Genomic DNA, 26,728 nt, shown 5'->3' with positions numbered 1-26,728 from the left:
ACGCCTGGATTCTCCGTAAAAAAGCCATTCCCGGCATTATTTAAAGTAATCCTTCCACTTTTAAAGCAACGCGCCCTTTGGCAAACACGACAGCGTATATGTTTTCGGGCGTGAGGTACACCCGGTCGGGTGCAATTTCCGATATCGTACCGTTCAACGTCACGCCTTTGGCCAACACATTGTTTTGCAGGGTTTTCTGAATACTCTGTCTTGCTTCTTCAATTTGCCCTCCTACCGGGAACACAAACTGTTTCTCCAGCATCTTGCTAAATTTGCTCTGCAAGAGCCAACCAGCGGTTTTGAAAATTACGTTTCGGGTATCCAGGTCATAATCCAGGTCTTTCAGGGAAAGGTTTTTAGTTTCAGGGTCATAGTGGGGAATTCCTCTCAGATAAATTATTCCGTTCAGACTACCTTTCAATCCCGCTTTGATAATCAGAAATTCATCCTGACCGTACATTTCGAGATTAGTGACCTCTACAGAGTAACTGCCATTGTTGAAGGAATACTTCTCTCCAATGAACTTAGCCTTTGCCAGCCGGGTAGCTTCCTTATAAGGAATCACACTGATGAGCCCCACCTTGAACTCCTGCGGCATTTTATCCACAACCAGCAGGTTGGGCAGTTGGCTATTTTCCCTGATTTCGGGTTCCTCTGCCGAAGTCACGGTCTGCGTGTAGCCTCTGATCCCGATGCTCGTTCGCAGAATATTGTTTTTAACTACCAGCGGCGTCATCATTGCCGAGGTAGGGACTATCACCAGCCAAGTATCATATTCTCTGGACATTAATACTGGCCTCCGGGCCAGCTCCCATGCCTGGCGGACGTACTTTCTGAGTTCAATCGTCCCGGCTACCTGCTCGTCGATGGCCTTCGTTATCTTTTCAAAATTCCGCCCCAGCATCCGGCTGACCATCGACTTTATGGGGATATTCAGCCCCACTACCCGAATACTAGGTTCAGTGATCCAGTCATAGCTATCCACACGAGTGTGGGTTGTCACCTGCCAGTCGGGCGATACGCCGATGTCAGAAAGGAAGCGCAGACGAATGGCAAACTCAGTATCTTTTGTGCCAGATATTTTGAATCCAAGCGGACTGCTCTCATAGCGTACGCTTACCCAGATTTTCAGCGGCACCTCAAACAAAAAGGTGGAATCGACGGCCTGCACTTTGATCGGGCTCATCTTCCACACCTTTGCCTTCAGATTGTCAGTATCGAAGTCGTCGTAGCTGTTGTCCTCATAGATCAACCCATTCAATTGGGCATTGATCTGCCGTTCCATCTCGATAAGAGGCATTTCAACCGGAATATTTATCGAGGAAAGATGTTTTTCGTCCTGTAGCTGCATATCGGAGTAAAGGTATTTTTCTATGGGGGCAGCGGGTTGGTCCGGTGCGGAGGGCCTGCATTGACCCAACACTAAACTTAAAAGTAAGTACAGTACCGGACGTAAGGGCAAAAATCGTTTCACGAATTTACTTTATCTTGGCAAAAGTGGCACCGTAACCAAATTTCTCCTTCTGGGCGTCCTCGAAGAACTGCACGTTTTTGTGCTGACTCAAACGACGGTGAATCTCCTGCCGCAGCACGCCACTTCCAGCTCCGTGGATGAACGTGATTTCGTCCAGGCCCGCCGCGATAGCATTTTCCAGCTGCCGTTCAAAAGTCGCGAGCTGCAACTTAAGCTTGTCGGCATTTGACACGGCATCAGGTATTGGACTTAATTTTTCCAGGTGTAAATCTACCACGGCTTGGGGCGTTTCTACTTTATGCGACGTAGTTGATTCCGGCGAGAGCATCCGCTCCCGTAACTCCGATGCTGTGACGCTCGATGGTTTGGGCGGCACATCCGGTGTAACGGGACCGGCTACGTTTTCTTCATCAAGCTGATAGACGTAGCCTTCCTTTGCCAGCACGGGTACCTGTTGCTTTTTTTTATAAAAAGACTGCACCCGACAACGAAGCCGCTTGTGGAACGGCGGCTTGATGTCGCTGCTTCCCTCCCGGAAGTACAGCGCCTGCACTTCAAAAATCGGCCACTGCTCGATGTCTTTTGTCAGCAGGTCGGTCAGTCGCTGGTTGGTGCGTGGGCTAAGTACCCCCGACGCAAGCCCCGCCTGCCTTCCGGCCGAATCCTGATACACTGTGAATGGCAGGGCCCAATCTGAATTGTTGATCAGGTGTACCGTGAGCTCCAGATCGTTGACAGGTACAAACGCCATATAAATGCCTTTTTCAGCAAAAGGGGCCTTCCGGCTGAACGTCGGAAACTCTTCCTGTTTCCTGGCAAAACTACCACCTGCCGATTCGGCAGGCTTCAAACGCTGGCTTTCCATCGGTGACACTGAAACTACCTCCGAGCGAAGAACGGGGATGCGAAAGCCTTCTTCTATTTCTATTTCTACAATATTGCCGGGCAGGAACGCGTAAACGATTCCTTCTTCTTTGTCGCGCAACAGTCTTACTTTATCGCCTATGTTCATTTTTCTGGGGATTTGTTGAGTTGTGGATGTGTTAAATTGATAAAATTTTGGCGCCGAGGACACCTAATCAATGACTAAAAATACAACGGCTTGAACGCTACTCCTTTTTTGGACAACGCAATCGCAGGCGCCGGGATTTTCAACGAGTTGAGCAAAAACGCAAGCGATTTGACGAGTCGGCTACGGGTCTTTATTTTGGTAAAATCTATATCAACCGAAAGGTAGTATTGACGGTAAGGCCGATATCCCAAGTCTGTACTTTGATCGATTTCGGCAGCAACCATATCCTGGATGCCGTAACCAACCGAGAAACACAACCAGGCCGGCCAGCCGGAACCCGGCGCAAAAGAGCGCGGGCTGGCCGAAAACCAATAGGTTTGCCCATTGTAGTCTTTGAGCCACTGTTCTGTTTTCTTCCGTCCCAGCAACTCGGGCCGCACCGCTGCCAGGGGTGTGAAATGAAAAGAATATTTCGGCACGATCCTGACTTCGTCCCACATCGCGTATTGCCCCGCAAATAATGCAGGCCCTACCAGATTAGCGGCCATATCGCCCGGAGAAAAACCGTAGTCGGGTGAAAATCCGTCGAGAATTTCTATTGGGGTTTGAAAAAAAAAGCCGGAAATGGCTCCGTAAATGACTGCCTGCTTTTTGGTGATACCGGTCTTCTTGTAAAGCTCCGTCGTGTGGCGGCATATCTGGTAGGAGGAGAACACATGCCCTACTTTGTCTATTTGCATCCATTCGTGTGAGTCGTCAGCAATCCGAAAATCGGTGAGCGGATCGTTGTACCAGGCTTTACTCAGGCCGTAGATTGTCCCGGCATACAAGGCGGTTTGGGCCGCAAACATTCCATGCAGCAGGCGGTAGTTGGGTTTCTGAAAAGTGGCACTGTCCGATTCAGCATTTTGAGCGGAACCAAGGTTTGCATAAAGGACCGTAAGGTACAGAGCGATGCATGTAGAGAGTACAAACCTCTTCATTGCCAGGCTCAATAGCTTCCGCTGTACTTCCGCAGTCCCCACTCAATCGACGCAAGAAGCAAAAGCAGGAAGAACAACCATTTCAGTTGAATCAATTCGGCCATTTGTTCCGAACTGTCCAATCGATCCGGCGGCCGGTTATTGGTCAAAATCTGCACCAGGCTTGCCACCGTACTGGGTTGCACAAAACGCCCGCCCGTGCGCTCCGAAAGTTCGCGCAACAGCCCAAAGTCCGCCGTGGTGTTCTGGGCTTCCAGATCGGTGTCTGTCACCACAAACTGCCCGCTGACTTGCTCCAGCCCCGAACGGAGTGTAGCGGAAGCGCGGTACTTATAAACGCCTTCGGGCAAACCGCTGATCTCGAAACGGGGATTCTCAGCGGTGTAGGTATAGGTGTAATTTTGTATTTTTCCTTTCTCGTCAGTTATATCAAGCCGCACGTCCTGCCCGTAAATTTTCTCATAGATATCGTTATAAATCTCCGTTTGAAAAGTGACCCGATCGCCGGCATCAAATTCAGCACTAACGGGATATACGCGAAATTTCCGCTTATCCTCTTTGACCGAAAGCAGTTGAATGACTTTCTGAAACAATTCATCCACTACGTCCTGCTTTTCCGTCAGCGCAAATTCTTCCTGCCGCCACTGCCAGATTCCTTCACCCGTGAGCACAGCCACTTTTCGCTCGCCTTCCGTCGATATGGCCAATAATGGCTTGGTAGTAGCAACACTGCCCACGCGCTGGTAGAGGACAACTTCGCTGCCCGGTGAAAGGCGGTACTCGCCGAACGGGACCGACAGCGGCGGTAGTTTTGCGAGTATGTCCAGTCGCTGGTTGTCCAGATTCAGGAGTTGAAAGGAACCATTGAACAGGCCGGTAACTTTATCAAACTGGCCTGGATTAGCCGCAATCTGCACGGTGCGGTTCAGAGGATTCACCGCACCAATGGCCGACTGATTTCCCAGAATAAAAAACATAGGAGTGTTTTTGGCCATCAGCCGCTGCACGAATTGGTTGCCAGAACCTGATGCATCGGGTATCTGGTGAAAAATAACAAGATCGTAGGCCTTGTCGGTCAGTTCATTGAGGTTGTTGGCCGTTGTGAGCAACTTTACATCGAGTTCGTAATTTTCGTTCTGCTCGATGATGCTGCGCAGGGCTTTTATGTCGGGATGCGGGGCCAGTCCCAGCAATAAAATTTTTTCGCGACCGTCGATGATGTCTATGTAGACTTCGCGACGGTTGTTTTGGGTACTTGACTCGCCGGAAACACCTCCCACTTCAACCGTATAATGCTGGACGCCTTTCTGGTTGGAAGATGTGGTGAAGGTAAACGACTGAAAGTAATCATCGCGATTCAGCACCACGTTTTGAGTAGCAACTACCCTCCCGCCCTGCCTAAGCGTGAGCGTAGTGCTGCGCCCGGCCAGGCCATTGGCCACCACATCGACCTGAATCGGAAACTCATTGCCCATGTAGGCTACGCGGTTGGCCGAGACGTTTCGCAGCAGGATGTCGCGCTTTGGAATGGTATCGCCGATGGCTACTGTGTGTACCCGAAACGGATAACTACCGTAAGCCGGCGAAAGCCCCTGATTGACTATGCCATCCGAAAGCAAAATAACATCCGTCAGATTTTGTCCCTCAAAATTACTGCGTACGGTACTCAGCATGGATGCCAGGTCGGTCTGAGTGCTGTTGAATTTTACTGAATCGAGTTCCGTTAGCGGCGTGTCGGCGTTCAGTGTTTCGATGCTTACCTCGTACCCCTCGGCAGTCAGTTGCCGGCGTGCTTCTTCCAGTGCCGGAATGGCCTTTACTCCGGCCTCCGCCGTGGACTGCGAATTATCGACCGCCAGCACTACCTTGGCTTTATCGGTAGTCGTCTGCACGGTACGTACCAAAGGGGCCAGCAGCAAAAAACATAGCACCGATACCAAAGTACCACGGAGAATAGCCAGAACGGCGTTAAGCCGTTTGCCCCAGGACGGCTCGGGCTGGTACAGAAAAAAGGCATAAGCCGATCCCGCCAACAGGCAAAGTAAGATGAACCAGGGGGAAGTCTGCAGGAAAAGTTCGGATCGCATGGGCGAAGCGTGAGTCTCGGATAGTGGGTTCAGGGGACCGGAAGCGGTCAAGATACAACCATAACGCCGAAAACCCTATGAATGGTTTAGCGTAGACCAAAATCCTGCCCGATCCCCCCTATCGAAGTTTTTAGGTGAGCATTCCCCCATCAACCTGCAGTACCTGGCCAGTGATGTAGCGCGACATATCTGATCCCAGGAATACACAGGCATCGGCCACTTCTTCCGGCTTGCCGCCACGCTTCAGGGGAATGGACTGTTTCCACTCTTCCAGCGCTTTGGCTTCGATTGCATCAGTCATTTCGGTTTCGATAAAGCCCGGTGCCACGGCATTGGAGCGGATATTTCGCGAACCCAGTTCCAGCGCCACCGACTTGGAGAAACCGATGATCCCCGCTTTGGAAGCCGCGTAGTTGGCTTGTCCGGCATTACCCATTATACCCACCACGGAAGTTATATTGATAATCGAGCCGCTTTTGGCCCGCATCATGGTTTTGATGGCAGCCTTGGTCAGGTTGAAAACCGATTTCAAGTTGATGTTCATCACCGTGTCCCACTGTTCCTCGCTCATGCGCATCAGCAAGGCGTCGCGCGTTACTCCTGCGTTGTTGACCAGCACATCCAGCTTGCCAAAATCTGCCACCACATCGGTGATCAGTTGATCTGCTGCCTGAAAGTCTGACGCATCCGAGCGGTAACCTTTGGCCCTTACACCGAACGCTTCCAGTTCAGCGACCAGCGCCTGACCTTTTTCCACGCTTGACAAGAAGGTGAAGGCCACGTCGGCACCTTCCTGGGCAAATTTGATGGCAATGGCGCGGCCAATACCCCGTGAGGCACCCGTGACCAGAGCCGTTTTATTTTCCAAAAGTTTCATTGAGGGAAATACTAGGTTCTATGGTTATAATTTTGGGCGAAGGTACGGGTTTGGAGATTTGGGAGCAAAAGTAGGATCAACAGAACCTCTCACAAATTATGATCGGCCTAAGTTCAATTCGGATTTTGAACTATTCAAAGCGCAAATCGTATTCTTACAGAAACAAACCACCGAGGCATGCCAAGAATCATTCTGGGAATCATCGTTTTTTGCATCGTGGCCTATACCATCGGGTACTTTAAAGTCCGATTTCAGAACCCGACCAAATCCGATGGGACACCCCGTACTTTTCTGGAAGAGGGTTCGCGCATCCTGGTGCTGATGCTGGGGATCGGGCTCATCGTGTTCGCGCTATTCGTGGCCTACCAGTTCGGCAGCTATCTTTTTGAGAAAAAATGATCAAGTACCTGCACATCATCGGCGGCGCTTATTCGGGCTATTGGGATTACCTCAAAAATGAAATACTGAACCCGAGTTGGCATAACTACTTCTATTGGCTTTTTGGCGCATCGCTGGTGATCTGGCTTCTGGAAGTACTTTTTCCCTGGCGTAAGAATCAGCCGCTTGTCAGGCAGGATTTCTGGATGGACGCCTTTTATATGTTCTGGAATTACTTCCTATTCTCCCTCATTGCCTACAATGCGTTGTCGATGGTGGGGGTAGAACTCTTTAACGATTTTCTGGGCGTTTTCGGCATCACCAACACGGTGGCCATAGAAGTGGCATCCTTACCCGGCTGGCTGCAGCTGGTTCTGATTTTTGTGCTGCGCGACTTCATGCAGTGGAACATCCACCGCCTGCTGCATCATGTACCCTGGATGTGGGAATTCCATAAAGTACACCATAGTGTGGATGAAATGGGGTTTGGGGCGCTGCTACGCTACCATTTTGTCGAAAACATCATCTACCGCACGCTGGAGTATCTGCCCTTGGCGATGATCGGTTTTGGGATCAAAGACTTTTTCATCGTTCATATCTTCACGCTCGTGACCGGACAACTGGGCCACGCCAATTTGTACATTCCATTGGGAAAGGTAAAGTACTTTCTGAACGGCCCACAAATGCACCTGTGGCATCACGCCAAAGAAATGCCCGAGTCGCACCCGACGGGTTTTAATTACGGCATCACGCTCAGTGTCTGGGATTATCTTTTCAAGACCGATTACTGGCCGGGCAACGATGAATACCTGCCCGTCGGCCTGCCGGAGGAAGAAGCTTTCCCAAAAGATTTTGTGGGGCAGATGGTCAGACCTTTTCAGAATTTGCAGTACAAAAGAAAGGCAACTGCGGATATTCCAACCTCGATTACCGCTTCTCCTCCACCGAAGCTCTGATTTCCAGAATAAAGCTCATGGACTGCGCCACGCTTTTCGCGGTACTTTCATTTTTGTACTCCCCCACGACGACTTTGTACATGCCATCCGGCGAGGAAGGCTCAATAAGCCGGGCGGCATAGTTTCCCTGACGAAGTTCGCCGATGCGAAACTGTGCCGATCCTTTGGTCTTGAATTCTCCCGCATTTATAACGTAGACAGTTCCTTCGCTTACCGCGGGAGTGGTGGGAGCAGTAACAGGGCGTGCAGGTGGAGGCGCTACGGGTGTCGCAATACTTTCAGGAGCAGGGGTATTGCCGGCAGTAAACTCATCGTCCAAAGTTGATGCGGTGGTGGTTGGGCTGGTTTCTGCCCATTCGTCACCAAGACCTGCCCCAATCGAGTCAGCTCCGAAGAGGGCGTCAATCTCGTCCGCGGTAGCAACCGATGGATCTGAACGTACTTCGGTTAACTTGGGCCCTACCAGGTAAGCCCAAAAGCTCTGGTACTCGTTGGCCGCCGGGGAGTTGAGCCATTTAATGTAAAAAAGAAACCCCGCCAGTACAACAACGATCACAGCCACCAGCCACCATGGCTTGTTTGACGCGTAGCCTTTTTTGCTCTTGCTTTGATTTCTCTGCCTTACCGGCTTCGAATTTTCCTTGTTTCTCGTGGGTTGCTCCATTCGGTTGCCAATTTTCAAAAAACCCTGTTCCTCTAATCTCAGTATCAACGATCCTCTGATCTGATTCGGTCCCGAACCCGGGGTAAAATGTTCGTTTGTCGGGAAAAGAGTGGCAATAATTATTCCAAAAACACAGAAAAGACCGCTCATTGAAGCGGTCTTTTCCATAAATATGAATCAGGCTCGGAAATCGATCAAATTTTTCAACGATCAGCCCCTAATTGTTAGTGACTTCTTCCGCCTTCTTCCGAACAGTAATGCTGAGTTGCTCAGCTTCACCGTCGTGGTCGGCAACCAATACGTCACCATCACGTAAATCTCCTTTCAGGATTTCTTCGGCGACTGGGTCTTCAAGGTACTTCTGAATCGCCCGGTTGAGCGGACGAGCTCCGTACTGCGGATCGTAACCTTTCTCAGAAAGGAAGTCTTTGGCAGGAACCGTCAATTCGATTTCATACCCCAGGCCTTTCACTCGGCTGAATAACTTGTCAAGCGAGATGTCGATAATGCGGTGCAAATCTTCGCGCTGCAAAGAGCTAAACACAATGACATCGTCCAGACGGTTCAGGAACTCGGGTGAGAATGCCTTACGCAATGCACTTTGGATGGTGCTGCGCATAACCTCGTCCTGGTTTTCGCTTCTCTTCGTAGCAAAACCGATGCCGCTACCAAAATCTTTCAAGTCACGCGCTCCGATGTTGGAGGTCATGATAATGATGGTGTTACGGAAGTCTACGCGACGCCCCAAGCCATCGGTCAGGATGCCGTCATCCAGTACTTGCAGCAGGATATTGAATACATCCGGGTGTGCCTTTTCAATTTCGTCCAAAAGGACTACACTGTAAGGCTTCCGACGGATTTTCTCCGTCAGCTGACCGCCTTCCTCATAACCTACGTAGCCGGGAGGGGCACCTACCAGCCGCGAGACGCTGAATTTCTCCATGTACTCGCTCATATCGATACGCACGAGTGCGTCGTCTTTATCGAAGAGGTAGGTAGCCAGTACCTTGGCCAGTTCGGTTTTACCTACACCCGTCGGGCCGAGGAAAATGAAGGAACCAATCGGCTTCTTGGGGTCTTTCAGACCAACGCGTGTCCGCTGAATGGCTTTCACCAGTTTTTCGATAGGCGGATCCTGGCCAATGACTTTGGCTTTCAGCTCATCAGCCATGTGCAGCAGTTTCTTGCCTTCATCCAGCGACACATTGGTCAGCGGGATGCCGGTCATCATGGCAACTACCTCGGCTACGTTCTGCTCAGTAACTGTGTATCGCTTCTGCTTGGTTTCTTCCTCCCAAAGCTGCTTGGCACGGTCGAGCTGGTCGATAAGTTTTTTCTCACGGTCACGAAGCTGGGCGGCTTCTTCGTACTTCTGACTCTTAACCACCCGATTTTTCTCCTGCTTGATATTCTCGATTTGCTCTTCGAGTTGCAGAATATCCTCCGGGACAGTGATGTTGCTGATGTGCACACGAGCTCCCACCTCATCCATTACGTCGATAGCCTTGTCGGGAAGGAAGCGGTCGGTAATGTACCGTTCCGAAAGCTTCACCGCCGATTCCAGTGCGTCAGACGTATAGTTGACGTGGTGGTGTTCTTCGTATTTATCCTTAATGTTTTCCAGAATTTGTATCGTTTCTTCAACGGAGGTAGCATCCACCATCACCATCTGGAAACGACGGGCCAAAGCACCGTCCTTCTCGATGTACTGGCGATATTCGTCCAGCGTTGTGGCTCCGATGCACTGGATTTCGCCGCGCGCTAGGGCAGGCTTAAACATGTTGGATGCATCCAGTGAACCGGAAGCGCCACCAGCTCCAACAATCGTGTGCAGTTCGTCAATGAACAGAATGACGTCGGGAGATTTTTCCAATTCGTTCATCACAGCTTTCATCCGCTCCTCAAACTGACCACGGTACTTGGTACCGGCCACCAATGAAGCCAAATCGAGCGTGACAACACGCTTGCCAAATAGTACTCGCGACACTTTCTTCTGCACGATGCGTAAAGCCAGTCCCTCAGCGATGGCAGTCTTACCGACGCCGGGTTCACCGATCAGAATCGGGTTGTTTTTCTTGCGTCGGCTCAGGATTTGGGCCACGCGCTCAATTTCTTTCTCCCGACCCACGATCGGATCCAGCTTGCCCACTTCGGCCAGTTTAGTCAAATCGCGACCGAAGTTATCCAGCACCGGGGTGCGGGATTTTTCACCGCCTTTGGATTCTTTGCTTGATGAGCCACCACTGCCGAACATGCCGGAGCGTGGGTCGTCGTCGCCGTCGTCGGTATCGGAGCCCATACGAGGCGGAGTACCTGATGATTGGTATTCTAACATTTCTTTAATGACTTCGTAGTTGACATTGAACCGGTGCAGAATCTGAGTCGCCACATTGTCTTCGTCGCGCAGAATCGAGAGCAGGAGGTGCTCCGTCCCAATAAGCGGACTCTTGAAAATCTTGGCTTCCAGATAAGTAATTTTCAATACCTTTTCCGATTGACGGGTCAGCGGTATATTCTGCAGGTTTTTTACATTATTAGTGGCCGATCCCTTGGTGGCCTGCTCGATGGTGAGCCGAACCTCTTCCAGGGACACGCCCAGCTTCTTCAAAAGGCCAATGGCCACACCATCGCCTTCGCGGATCATCCCCAAGAGCAAATGCTCCGCGCCGATAAAGTCGTGGCCCAGTCGTAGGGCCTCTTCCCGGCTAAGGGTGATCACTTCTTTTACTCGATTTGAGAATTTGGCTTCCATATATAGTCTGAATAGTAGAGTATCTTCTGATATTTTTTACAACGAATCTTCGTCAGGCTTTGTTCATTCAGGCCATTTCGGGCAAGATAGACGATTGTCTGATAATGAGGGGAGATTCGGGACCTTTGTTAAACAGCAGGTCAATAATACTTAAATTTGATACAAAATCATTGCCAAAGGTCTGGTAATACGGCACACTTTGGTAAAAAAGTCCCGTTTCTGCACTTTTCCGGGGGTTTATCAATGATCTGGCATCATATACCGTTTTCTCAACGTCAGTTTGGTATGACAAAGTGTACGCAATCTCTGTCTTTGCTCCCAGAAATCTAAGACATAATGTCAGAAGGTCCAGGTTAAAATCGAAGAGAAAGGCATGCGCCCGCTGGTAAATGGCTTGAAAGTCGGCTGCGTAGTATTCAAAGTAGGGCGATTTTCCGTAAGCCGATTGCAAACATCCCCAATGCCTGCGCCCCCAGGGCTGCCCATAATCTATTTTGACATCCCGAACCGGTATTGCCCGGCGACTATCCAGGAGAGGGACCGTGAGGGTGTCGATCTTGTTGGCGGTCAGGACACGACAACGGTTTCGAGGACTACGGCGTGGTAGATTCTCGCAGGCTTCCAGTCGAAGCGTGTCGTACTGCAGCAAGCAGGCAAAATATTCCAGGCAGGGCAGAAACTGCAGGTCCAGTAAAACTTCCGAAACCGCTGATTCCTGTACGCGATCGTCAACCATTACCCAATATGGTAAAGGCACGGCAGAATGTCAAAGAAATTGCGACAAATCCCCCAGGCCCTCGCGCATAATTTCAAAATTATCCGTAGTAGCATCTACGATGGTAGATCCGACATTGCCGCCGTAGCCTCCGTCCACGACAATGTCGACCAGATGCTGAAATTTTTCGAAGATTAACTCAGGATCAGTGGAATACTCGATGATTTCGTCATCATCCTTGATGGAAGTCGTGATGATGGGGTTGTTCAGTTCCCGAACGAAGTTACGCGGGATGTCATTGTCCGGTACCCGGATTCCCACGGTTTTCTTATTGGTATTAAGAAGCTTGGGAACATTGGTAGTCGCTTCCAAAATAAATGTAAATGGACCGGGAAGTGCCTTTTTCATCAACTTGAAGGCAGCGTTGCTCACCCGGGCGTAGTCGGCGATGTGGCTCAGGTCATAGCAAATAAACGAAAAATCGTTTTTCTGGGGCTTGATGCCTTTGATGCGCGCCACCCGCTCGACCGAGCGGGCGTTGTGGATGTCGCAGCCTAAGCCATAGACGGTATCGGTCGGGTAAATCACCAGGCCGCCGCCGCGCAGGCAATCGGCCACTTGCCGGATACGGCGAGGGTCGGGGTTTTCGGGATAGATACGGAGTAGTTCGGCAGGCACTTTGTTGGTCGTAGATAGTTGACAGTACTTTTGGGGTTACCGTTTCTTGTGAACAATGCTCACAAAAACCCAAATTTAGCCTTCGGTTTCTAATTTTCAAGCTTTGAGTCTAAGGGTTTTGGTCTTTGAGCACTATCGCATGGTAGGTTCCCCTGGCAAAACATGAAAGTACAAATCTACCGCTCGGTCACCCCGGTTGCCACCGCTTCTCTCTGGCGCAATGGCGCCCTTATTTTCCAGTCATAGTAAACCCGATACAGCCAATTAAATGGCAGGCGCAGCCGACAAAGCAGGACGATGAATTCGGTAGCCGGGCCGGGATCTTCGATGTAGTTGAGTAGCTGGCGAAAGCGCCCGGCCAGTTCGAATTCCTGAGTGAAGAAGCACTTACGAATGTACCCACGAATGCGAAGTGCCAGGGCATCAAATTCGGCCTGATTGCGGTTGAGATCGTAGGCTTTATTGCAAACTACGTACGTCGACTCCAGCATCCCGCTGCCGGGTTCGTAACTACGGGTGGAAAGCGACCGGCGCAGAATTCGCTTCTGGGTAAGTACCTCATCCTGATAGCTGTACTTGCAGATGACGGCTGACCGTACCCAGAAATCAAAATCCTCGTAGGTGAGGGATTCGTCGTACCCCCCCAGCCGGTCCAACAGCGAGCGACGCATCATCATGGTAGGCGTACAGATAAAGTACTTTTTCAGCACAGCAAGGTACACATCGCCGTCAGGGATGTTTTCGGTAGCCTTACCTTCTTTGTCCGTAACGTAATGACAATGTAATGAAGTACTCTGCGCGTCGAGATACTGAGCGTTCGAATAAATGACCCCATATTCTTCGGGCAGGCTTTCAAAGTGTGCCACCTGCCGCGCGATGCGGTCTGGCAGCAACACGTCATCGGCAGAGAGGTCGATAATATACTTGCCGCTGGCAAAGCGCAGACCCTGATTGAAAGCGGTGCAGAGCCCCTTATTCCAGGCATTGGAAATAAAACGGATGCCTGAATTGTGGCTGCAGAATTTCCGGATTTTCTCCGCCGTACCGTCGGTACTGGCGTTGTCGATCACGATCAATTCCACTTCACGGTAGGTTTGCTCCATCACTGAACGCAAGGCTTCCTCCACAAAATCTTCATGGTTGTAAGCAGTACAGATGACAGAAACTTTGATCAATGCAGGGTGGATAATTGATTATGCAGTTTTGATATTCACAAATATAGTATAGCCTGAGGGTGAAGGCTAACCGATTACGAAATGACCGCTAAAAAGTGAGTAACTCATAACCGAAAATAGTTTTTCTCGCTCTACACCGCATAGTTTCAGTTTCTAAATAGAAATATGGCACGGTATTCGATATGATAGAGTCGATCAGTATTCAATACGGAGAATATTGGATACTGATTTTTATGGGTTAGGGTAATGTATATAATGCCGACTCACTGCGGGTCGGCATTTATTGTATGCCCACATCCTCGCTGAGGTCACCTTCCGTTTCTTCGCCGCGCGCCATAATAATGCTGGCGTTGATTTCAAAGCCGAAAATCAAGAGCAAAGCGATCAGGTAGATCCAGATCATAAAGGCGATCATGGTACCAATGGAACCATAGAGCTTATTGTAGGTGCCGAAATTGGAGAGATAAAAAGAAAAACCGTAGGTGGCCAATACAATAAGAGCCGAGGCAATGAATGCCCCCACGTTGAAGAATGACATCCGCACCTCGCGGTCTGGTGCGAATCGGTAGATCAGAGAGACCCCGATGGTGAGCGCAGCCAGGGTAATAAGGTACCGCAGAAAATTGACCAGGCCGATGACCCAGGCATCCCGGACGATTTGCCACTCGCTGAGGATTTCCATGACGTGATCGCCGACAATGAGCAAAACTACCGACAAAAAAATGACTAGCGCCAGTAATAATGTAAGCATAAGGGCAATACCCCGCGTCTTGAAAAATCCGCGCGTGTCCTCGTCCCGATAGACAATATTGAATGAGCGCATGAGCGAAACCATACCGTTGGTAGAGGTCACGATTGTCAGGATGAAACCCACGGACAGAATACCCCGGCGCGGACGACTGATAATGTCCATGATGGTAGTTTGGGCCTCGGCGTAAATACTGGTAGGCATGATTTCGCGCAGAAAGTCCATGATCTGCGGTTGCAGGTTGTCGACCGGGATGTACGGAATCAAAGTGAAAAAAGAAATGATCGCCGGGAAAGCCGATAATGTCAGACTGAAAGCCACCGCGGTGGCGCGCTGGTCGATGTCATAAACAATGAGCTTGTCGATGAGGTTCACCAGCACGTCGTACAATGACACCGACCCCCGGAACAGGGTAGTTCCCCTCAGCCAGTGGCCGAACCGTTGCAATCGGGGATGTTCCAGGAGCTTTTCGAGCATTTACTCAGCGGAGAATGGAAAGTTCAAAATTCTCTTTAAGAAGATGTAAATTAATTAATCTTTACTGGGAGAAATTCATTCAGACCTTAGCTCTGATAGTGGGGTCGCAGTTTTTCGAGCAAGCCTTCCGGAGCCTGACAGAGCCTACCGGTGTCGCGGCGCTGAAAAACCAGGGTAGTTTCGCCCGTATTCAGCAGTTCACCCGTTTGATTTCGAATCTCATATTCAAAAACAACGCGAGCGGTCGGTAGTTTGGGCAGACGGACCAGAATCGTCAACAGGTCATCGTAGCGGGCAGGCTGGTGATAACGCGAACGGTTTTCATAGACGGGCATCATTACCCCCGCATCTTCCATCGCTTTATAGTGAAACCCCAAACTACGCAGAGCTTCCACTCTCCCGATTTCGTAGTAACGCGCGTAATTGCCGTAATAGACATAACCCATCTGGTCGGTATCGGCGTAACGAACCCGGATTCCTTTCACTTCGTGGTAGAACATTTTTACAATATCTTTTACTCCTCCATCAATTCGCCCAAAATCTTTTGCGCCGCCACGGAAATGACAGTACCGGGCCCGAAAATTCCTTTCACACCCGCGTCCCGTAAAAACTGGTAGTCCTGCGCCGGGATAACGCCCCCTGCAATGACCATGATGTCATCTCGCCCCAGTTTTTTCAGTTCCTCAATGAGTTGTGGCACAAGTGTCTTATGCCCGGCGGCCAGGCTGGATGCCCCCACCACGTGCACGTCGTTCTCAGTGGCCTGACGGGCCACTTCCCCGGGTGTCTGAAAAAGCGGGCCGATATCCACATCAAAACCCAGGTCGGCAAAGCTGGTAGCAATAACTTTTGCACCCCGATCGTGGCCATCCTGACCCATTTTGGCGACCAGGATTCGGGGCCGACGCCCGTCGAGTTCGGCAAACCGGTCGGCCATCTGCCGGGCTAGCTGAAAATTTTCGTCGTCAGATACTTCGGATTTATACACGCCGGATATGGATCTAATGGTGGCCTTATAACGCCCGAAGACGGCTTCCATCGCGTCAGAAATTTCGCCCAAAGTGGCCCGTTCACGCGCAGCGTCTACGGCCAGAGCCAGTAAATTGGTGCTCATATCGGTGCCGCCCGCTTCATTACAGGCTGCAGTGAGCGTTTCCAAAGCGGTTTTCACCCGTTCGGAATTACGGGTACTTCTGATTTTGTTCAGGCGATTGATCTGCGATTCCCGCACGGCCTGGTTGTCAATATCCAGGACGTCGATCTCTTCTTCCTCATCGGTACGGAAACGGTTCACGCCTACTATGACATTCTTACCAGAGTCGATGCGGGCCTGCTTGCGGGCAGCAGCTTCTTCAATGCGCATTTTGGGTAAGCCCGTTTCAATGGCCTTTGCCATGCCGCCCAGGTTTTCGACTTCCTCGATTAACGCCCAGGCTTTGTCGATCAATTCCTTTGTCAGGTACTCCACGTAATAGGAACCGCCCCAGGGGTCCACGGCGGCGCAGATATCGGTTTCATGCTGTAGAAAAAGTTGTGTGTTGCGGGCGATGCGGGCCGAAAAATCGGTTGGCAGCGCCATTGCCTCGTCCAGCGAGTTGGTGTGCAGCGACTGTGTGTGCCCCAGCACCGCAGCCGTGGCCTCTACCACTGTGCGGGCAATGTTGTTGAACGGATCTTGCTCGGTAAGGCTGTAGCCGCTGGTTTGGCAGTGCGTTCGCAAGGCCATCGACTTGGCATCTTTGGCGCCTAGTGCTTTCACGATTTTAGCCCAAAGTACCCGTCCGGCCCGTAGCTTGGCAATTTCCATAAAGTGATTCATGCCGATGCCCCAGAAAAAAGAAAGTCGGGGTGCAAAGCCGTCGATGTCCAGCCCCGCCCCAAGTCCGGTACGCAGGTACTCCCAGCCATCGGCCAGGGTATAAGCCAGTTCGAGCTGTGCCGGGGCGCCGGCCTCGTGCATGTGGTAGCCGCTAATGCTGATAGAGTTAAACTTCGGCATGTGCTGCGCGGTATAGGCGAAAATGTCTCCGATAATGCGCATGGAAGGCAGCGGCGGATAAATATAGGTGTTCCTGACCATGAATTCTTTCAGGATGTCATTCTGGATTGTTCCCGCCAGAGCTTCCGGCGCAACGCCCTGCTCTTCGGCAGCCACGATGTAGAATGCCATCACCGGGATCACCGCTCCGTTCATGGTCATCGACACCGACATCTCGTCCAGCGGAATCTGGTCGAACAGGATTTTCATATCCTCCACCGAGTCGATGGCGACGCCCGCCTTACCGACATCGCCCACTACCCGCGGATGGTCGGAGTCGTAGCCCCGGTGCGTAGCCAGATCAAAGGCAACCGACAGCCCCTTTTGTCCGGCAGCGAGGTTGCGGCGGTAAAAAGCGTTGGAATCTTCAGCGGTCGAAAAGCCTGCGTACTGCCGGATGGTCCAGGGCCGCTGTGTGTACATGCTGGCGTAGGGGCCGCGCAGGTAAGGAGGAATGCCTGCCGCATAGCCTACCTGCCCGGCGTCGGTGATGTTTTCCGGCCTGTAGCGGGCACTCAACTTGATCCCTTCGGAAGTCGGGTAGGGTTTAGAGTTGTGTATTGAACCCTGCCCAGGCCCTCCTTCGATCGTTTTTATTATGGCAAAATCAGGTTTCATATCAATGTTTCATTGGGGCGATTTCTTCAAGCGATCTTTTTGTCAAGAGGGTATATTCCCAATTTGGAAAAACGGCAGCAGATTCAACGCGTCCTTCAAAAATGGGCTTCTCTTCATTTTCCCGGTACTTATTCACCCCCACCATTATTTTTCCATTCTGATATTCCGCGATTTTCGCATTCCAGGAGTGTTCGAGACTATTCTGGATGATGCTTTCTTTAAAAGCCCGGGGCAAACCTCCCTCCCGCTCTATCACTAAAAAAAGATCCCAGGCAGCTTCCACCAGTTTCGACGTGAGCATCTCCAAATGATACGAACCCGCCGCCGGGTCAGTTACTTTGTCGAGGTAGCTTTCATTTTTCAAGACCAAAGAAATATTGCGCGCCACCCGTTCAGAGAATTCATCACTTTCTGATCCCACAAACTCCGCGCTGTAAGGGAGTGTACTCAGCGCGTCGCAACCACCCATCACTGCGCTCATAGCTTCGGACGTATGGCGCACAATGTTGTTGTGCGGAGAGTGGGCCGATTGATACAACCGCGAACTTTGCGCCTGAATGAAGGGCTGGCATAGCTCGTCGGGTAGCCCGTATGAACGGGTGACTTTTCTGTAGAGGTACCGCAATGCCCGAAGTTTGGCAATTTCCGTCAGATAATGGGTACCGATCGAGATAGAAAACACCAAGCGACCCGCCGCCATCAGTGGGGAAACGCCGCGTCCGGTCAGCTCGTCCATGTAGGTCACGAAGGATGCTAGCGTGTAAGCAAGTTCCTGCACAACATCGCCCCCCGCTTCGTGAAACAGATGGCTCTCTACTTTGTAGGAGTGAAATTCGCGCATGGCTTTGGTCAGGGCCATCCCCTCGGCAATAGAGTCGAGGGCAGGACCATAGTCCTGTCCTGTCCGCATCCAGTCCGCCAATGGATCGTGGACAATCCCACCTTTCAGATAATAGCTTGACCCCTGAGTGAGTTCTTTTAGTATATGCGGGGCTGGTTCAGGCGTGTCCAGAAAAACGGGCGTATCGGTCAGCCGGATAGTATGTAGCGTTTTTACCAGCTCCAGGTGGGCGGTCGGTGTATCTCCGCATTCCAACCATACCGCATCGGCACCACGCTCAAGGTGGCGCAGGATTCGCTGATTGGTTCCGGATGGCGTCCTGAAAGCAATGGGTGGGATGGTCAGCCAGCCGGGAGTTTGCTTCTGAGCTTTCTGGATTTCAAGATAATGCGTATTGCTTTCCAGGTCTTCCGCCACGTAGTAGGGCTGCATCACCACAGAGTCCGCTACCTGGTGCAGGACATCTTCGTAAGAGCGTCCATTCAATTCCTTTTCCAACTGGCGACGCCAATTCATCTTATCGGTTTTGGAAAATTCGGCAAAAAATGAGGACTCCATACAAAAAAAAATTAATAAAAAACAGGTCGTTTTTTTCGAATCAAACAAAGCTACGAATTTGATATTACATTTTTTTTATCGCTGAATAGGCCAATTTCCGTTTGTCCTTTTGGGGCATTGTACTTTTCCACTAGATTACGCGGGCGGTTTGATTAAGGAAAATTTTGGTGGTAATTTCAGGAGCAATTTTCAAGGTACAGCCCAAGCATTTTGCTACCTTTGCCTCCCCCGAAAATCGACGATGACACCAAATCAACTAAACTTCACCTTGGAAAGAGTGCCCCCTCCGCGCGAAGTGGACATTGTATGGGAAAAGTGCCTTCGGATTATCCGGGAGAGCATTCCTGCGCAAAGTTTTCAGACGTGGTTTGAGCCTATACGTCCTTTCAGGCTGAATGACAAGGTGTTGACAATACAAGTACCCAGCCAGTTTTTTTACGAGTGGCTGGAAGACAATTACGTGCACTTGCTGCGGCAGGCACTGGACTACTCGCTGGGGCGCGACGGAATGCTGGAATATTCGATCATCGTGGATCCAGGCACTGAGCGCCACCAGCCGCTGACGGTTAGTATGCCGACGGTCAAAACGCCGCAAAATTCCCGCCCCGATAATTTTCAGAACGATCCCCGGCTCAACTCGACCCCTCCTAAGGATCAGGATTCGCTCCAGCTCGACACCTACCTGAATCAGGGCTATTCTTTTGATAATTTCATTGAGGGCGACTGCAACCGCCTGGCCCGCTCGGCGGGTTTTGCCGTGGCACAACGGCCCGGTCTTACGTCCTTCAATCCGCTGATGGTGTACGGCAGCGTGGGCCTGGGGAAGACGCACCTCGTGCAGGCCATCGGCAACTACATCCGTAACCACTTTGACGACAAGGTGGTGATGTACGTGTCGTCGGAGAAGTTTACGAATCAGTTCATCAATTCAATCCGGAACAACGTGCTGCAGGAGTTTAACGACTTCTATATGAAAGTGGACGTGCTGGTGATCGACGATGTACAGTTTTTATCAGGTAAAGAGAAAACGCAGGATACTTTCTTCCATATTTTCAACCACCTGCACCAGCTGGGCAAGCAAATAATCATGACCAGTGACCGCCCGCCACGTGAGTTGGAAGGCTTGCAGGATCGTCTTCTCTCTCGCTTCAAGTGGGGACTTACGGCGGACTTGCAGACGCCGGATTTTGAGACGCGCATCGCCATTATCCAGAAAAAACTGCAGGCCGAGGGAATTTTCATTGACAGTGAGGTAATCGAGTACGTGGCGCACAGCGTCAATTCCAACGTGCGGGAATTAGAGGGTGTGCTGGTATCGCTCATGGCGCAGGCATCTCTCACGCGGCGCACCATCGACGTGGAGCTGGCCAAGAACACTCTCAAGAATATCGTGATGAACGAGGAAAAGGAAGTGACCATCGACACGATTCAGGAAATCGTGGCGGATCATTTCGAGATTGCCATCGCCGATATGAAGAGTAAAAGCCGCAAGAAGGAGAACGTCTATCCGCGCCAACTGGCAATGTTCCTGGCCAAGGAATACACTGACCTGCCGCTCAAGTCCATCGGTTATCACTTCGGTGGCCGGGACCATAGCACGGTAATTCACTCCATCCAGAGTATCAACGAACTGATGGGCAGCGACCCTGACGTGGATGAAACCGTACAGAAACTCCGCAGCTACTTCAAGTAAAGTGCAACCGCCCGCTTTACTAAAACGTCACCAAATCGACGACCAAGCTTGGAATGCCCTGATCGAACGTTCGGAGTACCCGGTCATCTATCCCTATACGTGGTACCTGGATTGCGTTTCGCCCGGATGGCAATGTCTGGTTTGGCCTTCGGCTCAGAACTATGAGATCGTGATGCCGCTGCCCGTAAAGAAAAGATGGGGTCTGGCGGTCGTGCAACAGCCACTCTTCTGTCAATACCTGGGCCTGTTCTCGGAATCTGAACTTTCTGAGGAAGCAATGGCTGTTTTTTTGGAAAGCCTCAGTCGACATTTCATCTACATTTCCAGCTATGATTTCCATCCCCGGCACACGCCACTTCTCCGGAAACTAACTACCTTCCATCCAGAGTTTGAAACAACGAACAAAAGCACTCACTGGCTAAACCTGAAAAAGCCCTACACCCAACTTGCTTACGGCTACAAAAAGGACCGTAAGAATAATCTGAAAAAATCTAAAAAGTACCGCTGGGATTGGATTGAATCACAGGATGCCGGGCCCTTGATTACGCTTTTCCGAAAAAATCATGCTCCCAAAATCAAGAATGTAAAGGAAAGCGCTTACCAGCTATTAAGCGACCTGGCTTCTCTGGTGCTGGAAAAGAATTCAGGAATTATTCGTTACGCGAGAATTGGCCCGGAAATTCACGCGGGAGTTATGGTTTTGGAAGAAAACGGTATGGGGATCTACATTTTCAATGCCGCTGACGCAGTCGGAAGGAAGGGAAATGCCCGCACTTTTCTGCTGGACCAGTATTTCAGGGAAGCCGCCGGGCAATTACGCACCTTTGATTTTGAAAGTCCCGAAGTAGATAGCATTTCTGCTTTCTACGAAAGTTTTGGGGCGGAGAAGCGGGCATTCTTTTCCATCAAAAAAAATGAGCTGCCGTTTCCATTACGACAACTCCAGAATTTCAGAAGAGGGCTAATGATCTGGCGCGAAACGAGCCTATACGCTCGTTCAGCGAAACCATGAAAGCCACCGGCAGGACCCTACATCCACTTCATCTCACTCTGCAGACCTTTAAAACTCTTGAGATCCATATCCAGCGAGCCGATCCACAAGTCCACTTCCACCTTCACGGGTACTTTGTTGGCATCATCCGATACCCAGATATTGATGGATTCTTCGCCCTTGAAAAATTTATTGTTAGGCATAATCGGATTCAGTTTCAGGACTTTGATGCGGCCAAACTTAGTCTTGATTTCGTCTTTCCCCCGATACCTTACTTTCATCGGGAAAACTTCACCGCCAAAAAACGTCGGCACCTCGATCATCTGCCCCACGCTCATACGGTCGAAATTCAAGGTACGCAGGTAATAATATCCGCTGATAACGTCGTGGATATTATTAGGTACTTTGAAGGACTTTTTCTCATCTTTTACGCTGGAATAGACCACATTGCTGCCGTGGTTAAACAGAACGGTCTCTTCCTTTCGGTACTTGCCTTCTTCTATTTCCTGCTTGAACATTTGCGGCAGGATAGCCGAGGTGTCAATGTAAGAACGCCACTGATCGCGTACCCGCGAAACGAGGTCGAAAGCCCCGACGGTGCGGCCAAAAACGTTGACGCGGTAGCAGGGGCGATTGTTTACATTCACAATGGAATTGCTGACATCAACCCGCGCTTCGGCGGCGTTGATAAAACCGTAATGGACACGGTACTCTAGTCTTTCGCCCTTGCCAAAACTATCATTCGGGACTTGGCGGTAGCGGTCGTTGGCCTGGAAAGCGGTGATTCCCAATGCAACGGTAAAAACTGTGACTAACGGTATGACTACTTTTTTGAGGTTGTGTTTCATCTTTTCTTGGCTAATGAGAGGCCCTTTACAAAGAGGGGTACTTCTCTTTCAGATAGGCCATGTATTTCTTAAAATCGCCGCCAAACTTATTTACAAACTCTTGGCGAAATTCATTCTGTTTGGATTTATAGGTCTTGTACCCAACAAAATACGCGTTATTCGGCAATTTGGTTTCCGGCTTCTCAACAGGCCGGCGGGTGGTATCGGCCCGACTCGTGCTGTCCCTGCTAGTAGTGAACGACACCTTTCCGCCGAGTAATGTATCGGCAGAATTGACGATTCGCCGGATCAGGTTTCTTTTCAAGGTGTCTTTCCGTACTTCCTTTTTCTGATCGGCGAAGGTCGCATACAGGCTGTCGAGTTGGGTGGCGCCGCGCAGCACGTGCTGTGCGTAAGCATCATTGTATTTCTTTGAAAACTCGTACCTCCTGAGTTGCTCAGAGTCCGCCCCGTACTTTTGAGTCAGGAATCGAACTGCGCCCCAGTCACCGACGAAGCTGGCCAGGTTCTCATTCAGTTCAAGATTTCCCTTGACAAAAAGTGTACCGTGTGTCAATTCATGCAGGATCAGGTTGGCCAGACTACCCTCCGAACGGTAGAGCATGCTCGACAGAATCGGGTCTTTCAAATAACCTAAGGTAGACCAGGCCGATACCTGGTTGATATCGGTGTCGTAACCTGCTTTCACTAACGTACTTTCCTCGACTTTGGCCTTATCTTCGTCGAAAAATCCTTTGTACGGAAACGCGCCGATGATGGGGAACTTCCACTCCCGGGCTTCCAACTTGTAGCGCGGCGCGGCGGTTATGACCCACAGAATGGGCTTTCCGTGCTGATCGTAAAAGGTAGTATAGTTGTCCGACGGATTCAGTCCCAGCGAATCCACACCGTACTGCTTGATTTCCTCAATCAGCCGGATTCTATCTTTTAGCGAATCGGGCATTGTGGGGCTTTCCAGCACATCTTCCACGTCAGCCACTTTCATCAGGATACTTATCTGCCCCGAGGCCTGCATCCAGCCATATTGGAGTTCGTCACGATAAAATAGCGCAACGAGCAGGACTATAAATAATGCCCAGAGGGCTAGTTTTTTGAGCATGATATTTTGATTGACCTTTCCCGTTGCTTGTCTGCTCACGGTTATTCGAGGCACTTCGTGCGCCTGGGTTTAACAACGCGAAACAACTAAAAATTACCGGGATGCCCACAAGATTAAAAAACTATTGACTATGATATAAAAATCAATTGCCTATGTCAATAATTAAACATATATTTACACCATAATTCAATTACAAGGAAAAGGCGGTTAAAGCGTATCTTTCGCCGCCTTTATTCTGTTCTTAACAAACTTCTCAAATATTCCTTATGGCACAAGCAAGTGATGCAGATAGCAAAATGAAAGCGCTGCAGACTACCCTGGAAAAATTAGACAAAACCTACGGCAAAGGCACCGTCATGCGCCTGAGTGACAGCAAGGTGCTGGACGTCCCGACGATATCAACGGGCTCGCTCGGCCTGGACTTGGCGCTGGGAATCGGCGGTATGCCCCGAGGCCGTGTGGTCGAAATATACGGCCCCGAAGCCTCGGGTAAAACTACCCTGGCCATGCACTGTATTGCCGAAGCTCAGAAAAAAGGGGGTTTGGCGGCCATTGTGGACGCCGAACACGCCTTCGACCGTTCCTACGCCGAGAAACTGGGCATCGATACCAAAAACCTGCTCATCTCGCAGCCCGACAGCGGTGAACAGGCTCTCGAAATCACCGAACATCTTATCAGCAGCGGCGCCCTTGACATCATCGTCATCGACTCCGTGGCGGCACTCGTTCCACGGGCTGAACTCGAAGGCGAAATGGGCGACAGCAAGATGGGCTTACAAGCTCGCCTGATGTCACAGGCTCTGCGGAAGCTGACGGGCGTCATCAATAAGACGGGTTGCTGCTGTATCTTTATCAATCAGCTGCGGGAGAAAATCGGCGTTATGTTCGGTAACCCTGAAACGACGACGGGCGGTAATGCCTTGAAATACTATTGTTCCGTACGACTGGATATCCGGCGTGTGGGTGCCATCAAAGAGAGCGCCGATAACATTCTTGGTAACCGGACCCGTGTGAAAGTCGTAAAAAACAAACTCGCGCCGCCTTTCAAGGTTATCGAGTTCGACATCATGTACGGTGAAGGCATTTCCAAAGCAGGCGAAATCATTGACCTGGCCGTAGAATTGGATATCGTCAAAAAGTCAGGTTCATGGTTTAGCTACGACGGAAACCGTTTGGGTCAGGGCCGCGACGCGGTCAAGTCGCTTATTAAAGACAACCCCGAACTGATGGAGGAGCTTGAAAATAAAATCAAGGCCAAGGTAAGTGGTGATCCCGAAGCTTTGGAAGATATGAGTGAACCTAATGAAAACGCCAAGGAATCAGCCAAAGTGGTCGATAAGGTAGTTTAAGTTTCACAATGTTCTTATTGGCTAGAAATGATAAGGCCCCGCCAGATTGGCGGGGCCTTATTTTATGCAAAAACTCGAAATTACGATAGGTTGATGGCCGCAAGGCAACTACAAATCCTAGAAGGGCTTCCCGTCGTCGTCGTCAAAATCAAAGCCGAAATCTTCACCCCCCCCTTCATCCGGTCCGGAGAACATACTACTGACCAGATCCTTGAAATGGGTTCCCTTGTCGAGTGCTTGCTTTCCGATGAGTGAGTACTCCGCCATGCCGTGCAGGGCGAACTCCATCATGAACAGTTTTTCCTCTTTAGGTAATCGCTGCGTAAATTCATCCACAAAATCGTCAAGGCCATCGATGGTACGAAGTCGGGCTTCGTACTCACGGTTGGTCATGTCTGTCATCAGGTCCATTTCGTTGTTGGCACCGAACCAGTCCACGATCTTGGCGAAAGGATTTCGCTTGGTCTTTTTTGCTTTTTCAGGGTCGGGAAAATAATTAAGGAATTGCGTACGGATGGCTTTACCGATGAGGTTTTGAGCCACAATGACGGGACCTTCCACTTCACCCTCGTACACCAACTCCACCTTACCACAAATGGCGGGTACCACGCCGTACAAATCCGATATGCGGATGTAGGTATCCTTCTCGCTATTCATTAACGCCCGACGTTCGGCAGCACTCAACAGGCTTTCATAAGCCGAAATCGTCATTCGGGCCGAAACGCCGCTTTTGCTATCCACATACTCACTCTCCCGGGCTTCGAAGGCAATTTGCTCGATCAGGGTCTTCACCAGACTGTTTAACTTCACCATTCCTTTCTGCTCAGGCTTCACAATGGCCTCCTGCTCCGTAATCCTTTGGCCAATTTCCAGCGTTTTCGGATAGTGTGTTACGATTTGGCTGTCGATCCTGTCTTTAAGGGGTGTCACGATACTACCCCGGTTGGTGTAGTCCTCGGGATTAGCCGTGAAGACAAACAGAATATCGAGCGGCAGCCGCAGCTTAAAGCCGCGAATCTGAATGTCGCCTTCCTGCAAAATATTAAACAAAGCTACCTGGATACGCGCCTGTAAATCGGGCAATTCATTGATAACGAAAATACCGCGGTGTGAGCGTGGAATCAGACCAAAGTGAATTACCCGTTCATCAGAATAAGGTAGTTTCATGGTTGCCGCTTTGATGGGATCCACATCGCCGATGAGATCAGCCACCGATACATCAGGCGTGGCAAGTTTTTCGGTGTAGCGGTCGGACCGATGCATCCAGGCCACCGGCGTGTCGTCGCCGTGCTCGGCCACAAGGTCCTTAGCCACGCGTGAAAGTGGATCGAGAGGGTCATCGTTCAGATCGGTGCCCGCCACATAAGGAATGTACTCATCAAGCAGGTTGACCATCATGCGGGCAATCCGGGTTTTGGCCTGACCACGCAAACCCAGAAGGTTAATATTGTGCATGGAAAGAATAGCGCGTTCCACATCGGGGATAACAGTATCCTCATAGCCCCAAATTCCGGGAAACACTTCTTCTTTTCTGCGGATTCTGGCGATCAGATTGTCGCGGAGTTCTTGTTTGATGGTTTTTGGGCGGTAGCCCGCGGCCTTCAGTTCACCGAGAGTATTGATATTCAGCAATTGCTTTTTATTGAGATCGACGTAATTCATGTAATATTTTAATAGAAAGAATAAGTACAAGGCACGCGGTTGACCGCCCTAGCCT

General features: G+C 50.5%; 22 protein-coding genes. 5 read left to right on the top strand and 17 right to left on the bottom strand.

The window, feature by feature from the left end; all coding sequences use genetic code 11:
• Positions 1-40: 40 nt before the first annotated feature.
• From IE117_RS05360 to fabG, 5 genes are all read right to left on the bottom strand, one after another.
• On the bottom strand, positions 41-1,351 hold the full coding sequence (locus IE117_RS05360) for a DUF4403 family protein (protein WP_229580354.1): 1,311 nt from the start codon (positions 1,349-1,351) through the stop codon (positions 41-43).
• 127 nt (positions 1,352-1,478) lie between these two features.
• Positions 1,479-2,486 (bottom strand): Smr/MutS family protein, encoded by a 1,008-nt coding sequence (locus tag IE117_RS05355; RefSeq protein ID WP_189563284.1) that lies wholly within the window; start codon positions 2,484-2,486, stop codon positions 1,479-1,481.
• 74 nt (positions 2,487-2,560) lie between these two features.
• The gene (locus tag IE117_RS05350; RefSeq protein ID WP_189563283.1) at positions 2,561-3,469 is read right to left on the bottom strand and encodes a DUF2279 domain-containing protein; all 909 of its coding nucleotides are present in this window, start codon (positions 3,467-3,469) and stop codon (positions 2,561-2,563) included.
• An 8-nt stretch (positions 3,470-3,477) separates the two neighbouring features.
• Positions 3,478-5,556 (bottom strand): vWA domain-containing protein, encoded by a 2,079-nt coding sequence (locus IE117_RS05345; RefSeq protein WP_189563282.1) that lies wholly within the window; start codon positions 5,554-5,556, stop codon positions 3,478-3,480.
• A 130-nt stretch (positions 5,557-5,686) separates the two neighbouring features.
• Positions 5,687-6,433 carry a 3-oxoacyl-[acyl-carrier-protein] reductase gene (gene fabG, locus IE117_RS05340; protein ID WP_189563281.1) on the bottom strand — a complete coding sequence of 249 codons (747 nt, stop codon included), beginning with the start codon at positions 6,431-6,433 and terminating at the stop codon, positions 5,687-5,689.
• Between the two features lie 177 nt (positions 6,434-6,610).
• Between fabG and IE117_RS05335 the strand changes: the two genes are divergently transcribed.
• Together IE117_RS05335 and IE117_RS05330 are read left to right on the top strand one after the other, a co-directional pair.
• Positions 6,611-6,832, top strand: coding sequence for a hypothetical protein (locus tag IE117_RS05335; protein WP_189563280.1), 222 nt, complete (start codon positions 6,611-6,613; stop codon positions 6,830-6,832).
• The gene (locus tag IE117_RS05330; RefSeq protein WP_189563279.1) at positions 6,829-7,767 is read left to right on the top strand and encodes a sterol desaturase family protein; all 939 of its coding nucleotides are present in this window, start codon (positions 6,829-6,831) and stop codon (positions 7,765-7,767) included. The genes IE117_RS05335 and IE117_RS05330 overlap by 4 nt, the downstream gene beginning before the upstream one ends.
• Here the strand turns inward: IE117_RS05330 and IE117_RS05325 are convergent.
• From IE117_RS05325 to IE117_RS05285, 9 genes are all read right to left on the bottom strand, one after another.
• Positions 7,739-8,431 carry an SPOR domain-containing protein gene (locus IE117_RS05325; RefSeq protein ID WP_189563278.1) on the bottom strand — a complete coding sequence of 231 codons (693 nt, stop codon included), beginning with the start codon at positions 8,429-8,431 and terminating at the stop codon, positions 7,739-7,741. The genes IE117_RS05330 and IE117_RS05325 overlap by 29 nt on opposite strands.
• A gap of 217 nt (positions 8,432-8,648) precedes the next feature.
• Positions 8,649-11,183, bottom strand: a complete 2,535-nt coding sequence (locus IE117_RS05320; protein ID WP_189563277.1) for an ATP-dependent Clp protease ATP-binding subunit — start codon at positions 11,181-11,183, stop codon at positions 8,649-8,651.
• Positions 11,184-11,250: 67 nt separating this feature from the next.
• The gene (locus IE117_RS05315) at positions 11,251-11,919 is read right to left on the bottom strand and encodes a WbqC family protein (protein ID WP_189563276.1); all 669 of its coding nucleotides are present in this window, start codon (positions 11,917-11,919) and stop codon (positions 11,251-11,253) included.
• A gap of 30 nt (positions 11,920-11,949) precedes the next feature.
• Entirely contained in the window at positions 11,950-12,576 is a 627-nt protein-coding gene (locus tag IE117_RS05310; RefSeq protein ID WP_189563275.1) for an L-threonylcarbamoyladenylate synthase, read from the bottom strand.
• 176 nt (positions 12,577-12,752) lie between these two features.
• Positions 12,753-13,751 (bottom strand): glycosyltransferase, encoded by a 999-nt coding sequence (locus tag IE117_RS05305; RefSeq protein ID WP_308439265.1) that lies wholly within the window; start codon positions 13,749-13,751, stop codon positions 12,753-12,755.
• Between the two features lie 280 nt (positions 13,752-14,031).
• On the bottom strand, positions 14,032-14,976 hold the full coding sequence (locus IE117_RS05300; protein WP_189563274.1) for a YihY/virulence factor BrkB family protein: 945 nt from the start codon (positions 14,974-14,976) through the stop codon (positions 14,032-14,034).
• 86 nt (positions 14,977-15,062) lie between these two features.
• The gene (locus IE117_RS05295; RefSeq protein WP_189563273.1) at positions 15,063-15,476 is read right to left on the bottom strand and encodes an acyl-CoA thioesterase; all 414 of its coding nucleotides are present in this window, start codon (positions 15,474-15,476) and stop codon (positions 15,063-15,065) included.
• Positions 15,477-15,490: 14 nt separating this feature from the next.
• On the bottom strand, positions 15,491-17,632 hold the full coding sequence (gene scpA / locus IE117_RS05290; protein WP_189563272.1) for a methylmalonyl-CoA mutase: 2,142 nt from the start codon (positions 17,630-17,632) through the stop codon (positions 15,491-15,493).
• A gap of 1 nt (position 17,633) precedes the next feature.
• Positions 17,634-19,031 (bottom strand): methylmalonyl-CoA mutase family protein, encoded by a 1,398-nt coding sequence (locus IE117_RS05285; protein ID WP_189563271.1) that lies wholly within the window; start codon positions 19,029-19,031, stop codon positions 17,634-17,636.
• A 241-nt stretch (positions 19,032-19,272) separates the two neighbouring features.
• On the opposite strand from IE117_RS05285, the gene dnaA reads away from it, so the two are divergent.
• Positions 19,273-20,724, top strand: a complete 1,452-nt coding sequence (dnaA, locus tag IE117_RS05280; RefSeq protein WP_189563270.1) for a chromosomal replication initiator protein DnaA — start codon at positions 19,273-19,275, stop codon at positions 20,722-20,724.
• Entirely contained in the window at positions 20,687-21,736 is a 1,050-nt protein-coding gene (locus tag IE117_RS05275) for a GNAT family N-acetyltransferase (protein WP_189563269.1), read from the top strand. Before dnaA ends, IE117_RS05275 begins: the two co-directional genes overlap by 38 nt.
• Before the next feature lie 17 nt (positions 21,737-21,753).
• Here IE117_RS05275 and IE117_RS05270 read toward each other — a convergent pair whose 3' ends face one another.
• Both IE117_RS05270 and IE117_RS05265 read right to left on the bottom strand, forming a co-directional pair.
• Positions 21,754-22,563 (bottom strand): DUF3108 domain-containing protein, encoded by an 810-nt coding sequence (locus IE117_RS05270; protein ID WP_189563268.1) that lies wholly within the window; start codon positions 22,561-22,563, stop codon positions 21,754-21,756.
• Between the two features lie 25 nt (positions 22,564-22,588).
• Positions 22,589-23,662, bottom strand: coding sequence for an aminopeptidase (locus IE117_RS05265; RefSeq protein WP_189563267.1), 1,074 nt, complete (start codon positions 23,660-23,662; stop codon positions 22,589-22,591).
• A 266-nt stretch (positions 23,663-23,928) separates the two neighbouring features.
• Here IE117_RS05265 and recA point away from each other — a divergent pair, with 266 nt between their 5' ends.
• Positions 23,929-25,011 carry a recombinase RecA gene (gene recA / locus IE117_RS05260; protein ID WP_189563266.1) on the top strand — a complete coding sequence of 361 codons (1,083 nt, stop codon included), beginning with the start codon at positions 23,929-23,931 and terminating at the stop codon, positions 25,009-25,011.
• A 117-nt stretch (positions 25,012-25,128) separates the two neighbouring features.
• Here the strand turns inward: recA and IE117_RS05255 are convergent, their stop codons facing one another.
• Positions 25,129-26,673 carry a magnesium chelatase ATPase subunit I gene (locus IE117_RS05255; RefSeq protein ID WP_189563265.1) on the bottom strand — a complete coding sequence of 515 codons (1,545 nt, stop codon included), beginning with the start codon at positions 26,671-26,673 and terminating at the stop codon, positions 25,129-25,131.
• Positions 26,674-26,728 lie beyond the last annotated feature (55 nt).

This window comes from Persicitalea jodogahamensis, assembly GCF_014651615.1.
Taxonomy (GTDB): Bacteria; Bacteroidota; Bacteroidia; order Cytophagales; family Spirosomataceae; genus Persicitalea; species Persicitalea jodogahamensis.
Note: the sequence above shows the minus strand (reverse complement) of the source record. Positions and strands in the feature narration are given on the sequence as shown.

Bases quoted from the DNA above. Each gene is read 5' to 3' on its own strand.
- IE117_RS05360 (WP_229580354.1), bottom strand. From the start codon at position 1,351: ATGCAGCTACAGGACGAAAAACATCTTTCCTCGATAAATATTCCGGTT.
- IE117_RS05355 (WP_189563284.1), bottom strand. From the start codon at position 2,486: ATGAACATAGGCGATAAAGTAAGACTGTTGCGCGACAAAGAAGAAGGA.
- IE117_RS05350 (WP_189563283.1), bottom strand. From the start codon at position 3,469: ATGAAGAGGTTTGTACTCTCTACATGCATCGCTCTGTACCTTACGGTC.
- IE117_RS05345 (WP_189563282.1), bottom strand. From the start codon at position 5,556: ATGCGATCCGAACTTTTCCTGCAGACTTCCCCCTGGTTCATCTTACTT.
- fabG (WP_189563281.1), bottom strand. From the start codon at position 6,433: ATGAAACTTTTGGAAAATAAAACGGCTCTGGTCACGGGTGCCTCACGG.
- IE117_RS05335 (WP_189563280.1), top strand. From the start codon at position 6,611: ATGCCAAGAATCATTCTGGGAATCATCGTTTTTTGCATCGTGGCCTAT.
- IE117_RS05330 (WP_189563279.1), top strand. From the start codon at position 6,829: ATGATCAAGTACCTGCACATCATCGGCGGCGCTTATTCGGGCTATTGG.
- IE117_RS05325 (WP_189563278.1), bottom strand. From the start codon at position 8,431: ATGGAGCAACCCACGAGAAACAAGGAAAATTCGAAGCCGGTAAGGCAG.
- IE117_RS05320 (WP_189563277.1), bottom strand. From the start codon at position 11,183: ATGGAAGCCAAATTCTCAAATCGAGTAAAAGAAGTGATCACCCTTAGC.
- IE117_RS05315 (WP_189563276.1), bottom strand. From the start codon at position 11,919: ATGGTTGACGATCGCGTACAGGAATCAGCGGTTTCGGAAGTTTTACTG.
- IE117_RS05300 (WP_189563274.1), bottom strand. From the start codon at position 14,976: ATGCTCGAAAAGCTCCTGGAACATCCCCGATTGCAACGGTTCGGCCAC.
- IE117_RS05295 (WP_189563273.1), bottom strand. From the start codon at position 15,476: ATGTTCTACCACGAAGTGAAAGGAATCCGGGTTCGTTACGCCGATACC.
- scpA (WP_189563272.1), bottom strand. From the start codon at position 17,632: ATGAAACCTGATTTTGCCATAATAAAAACGATCGAAGGAGGGCCTGGG.
- IE117_RS05285 (WP_189563271.1), bottom strand. From the start codon at position 19,031: ATGGAGTCCTCATTTTTTGCCGAATTTTCCAAAACCGATAAGATGAAT.
- dnaA (WP_189563270.1), top strand. From the start codon at position 19,273: ATGACACCAAATCAACTAAACTTCACCTTGGAAAGAGTGCCCCCTCCG.
- IE117_RS05275 (WP_189563269.1), top strand. From the start codon at position 20,687: ATGAAACCGTACAGAAACTCCGCAGCTACTTCAAGTAAAGTGCAACCG.
- IE117_RS05270 (WP_189563268.1), bottom strand. From the start codon at position 22,563: ATGAAACACAACCTCAAAAAAGTAGTCATACCGTTAGTCACAGTTTTT.
- IE117_RS05265 (WP_189563267.1), bottom strand. From the start codon at position 23,662: ATGCTCAAAAAACTAGCCCTCTGGGCATTATTTATAGTCCTGCTCGTT.
- recA (WP_189563266.1), top strand. From the start codon at position 23,929: ATGGCACAAGCAAGTGATGCAGATAGCAAAATGAAAGCGCTGCAGACT.
- IE117_RS05255 (WP_189563265.1), bottom strand. From the start codon at position 26,673: ATGAATTACGTCGATCTCAATAAAAAGCAATTGCTGAATATCAATACT.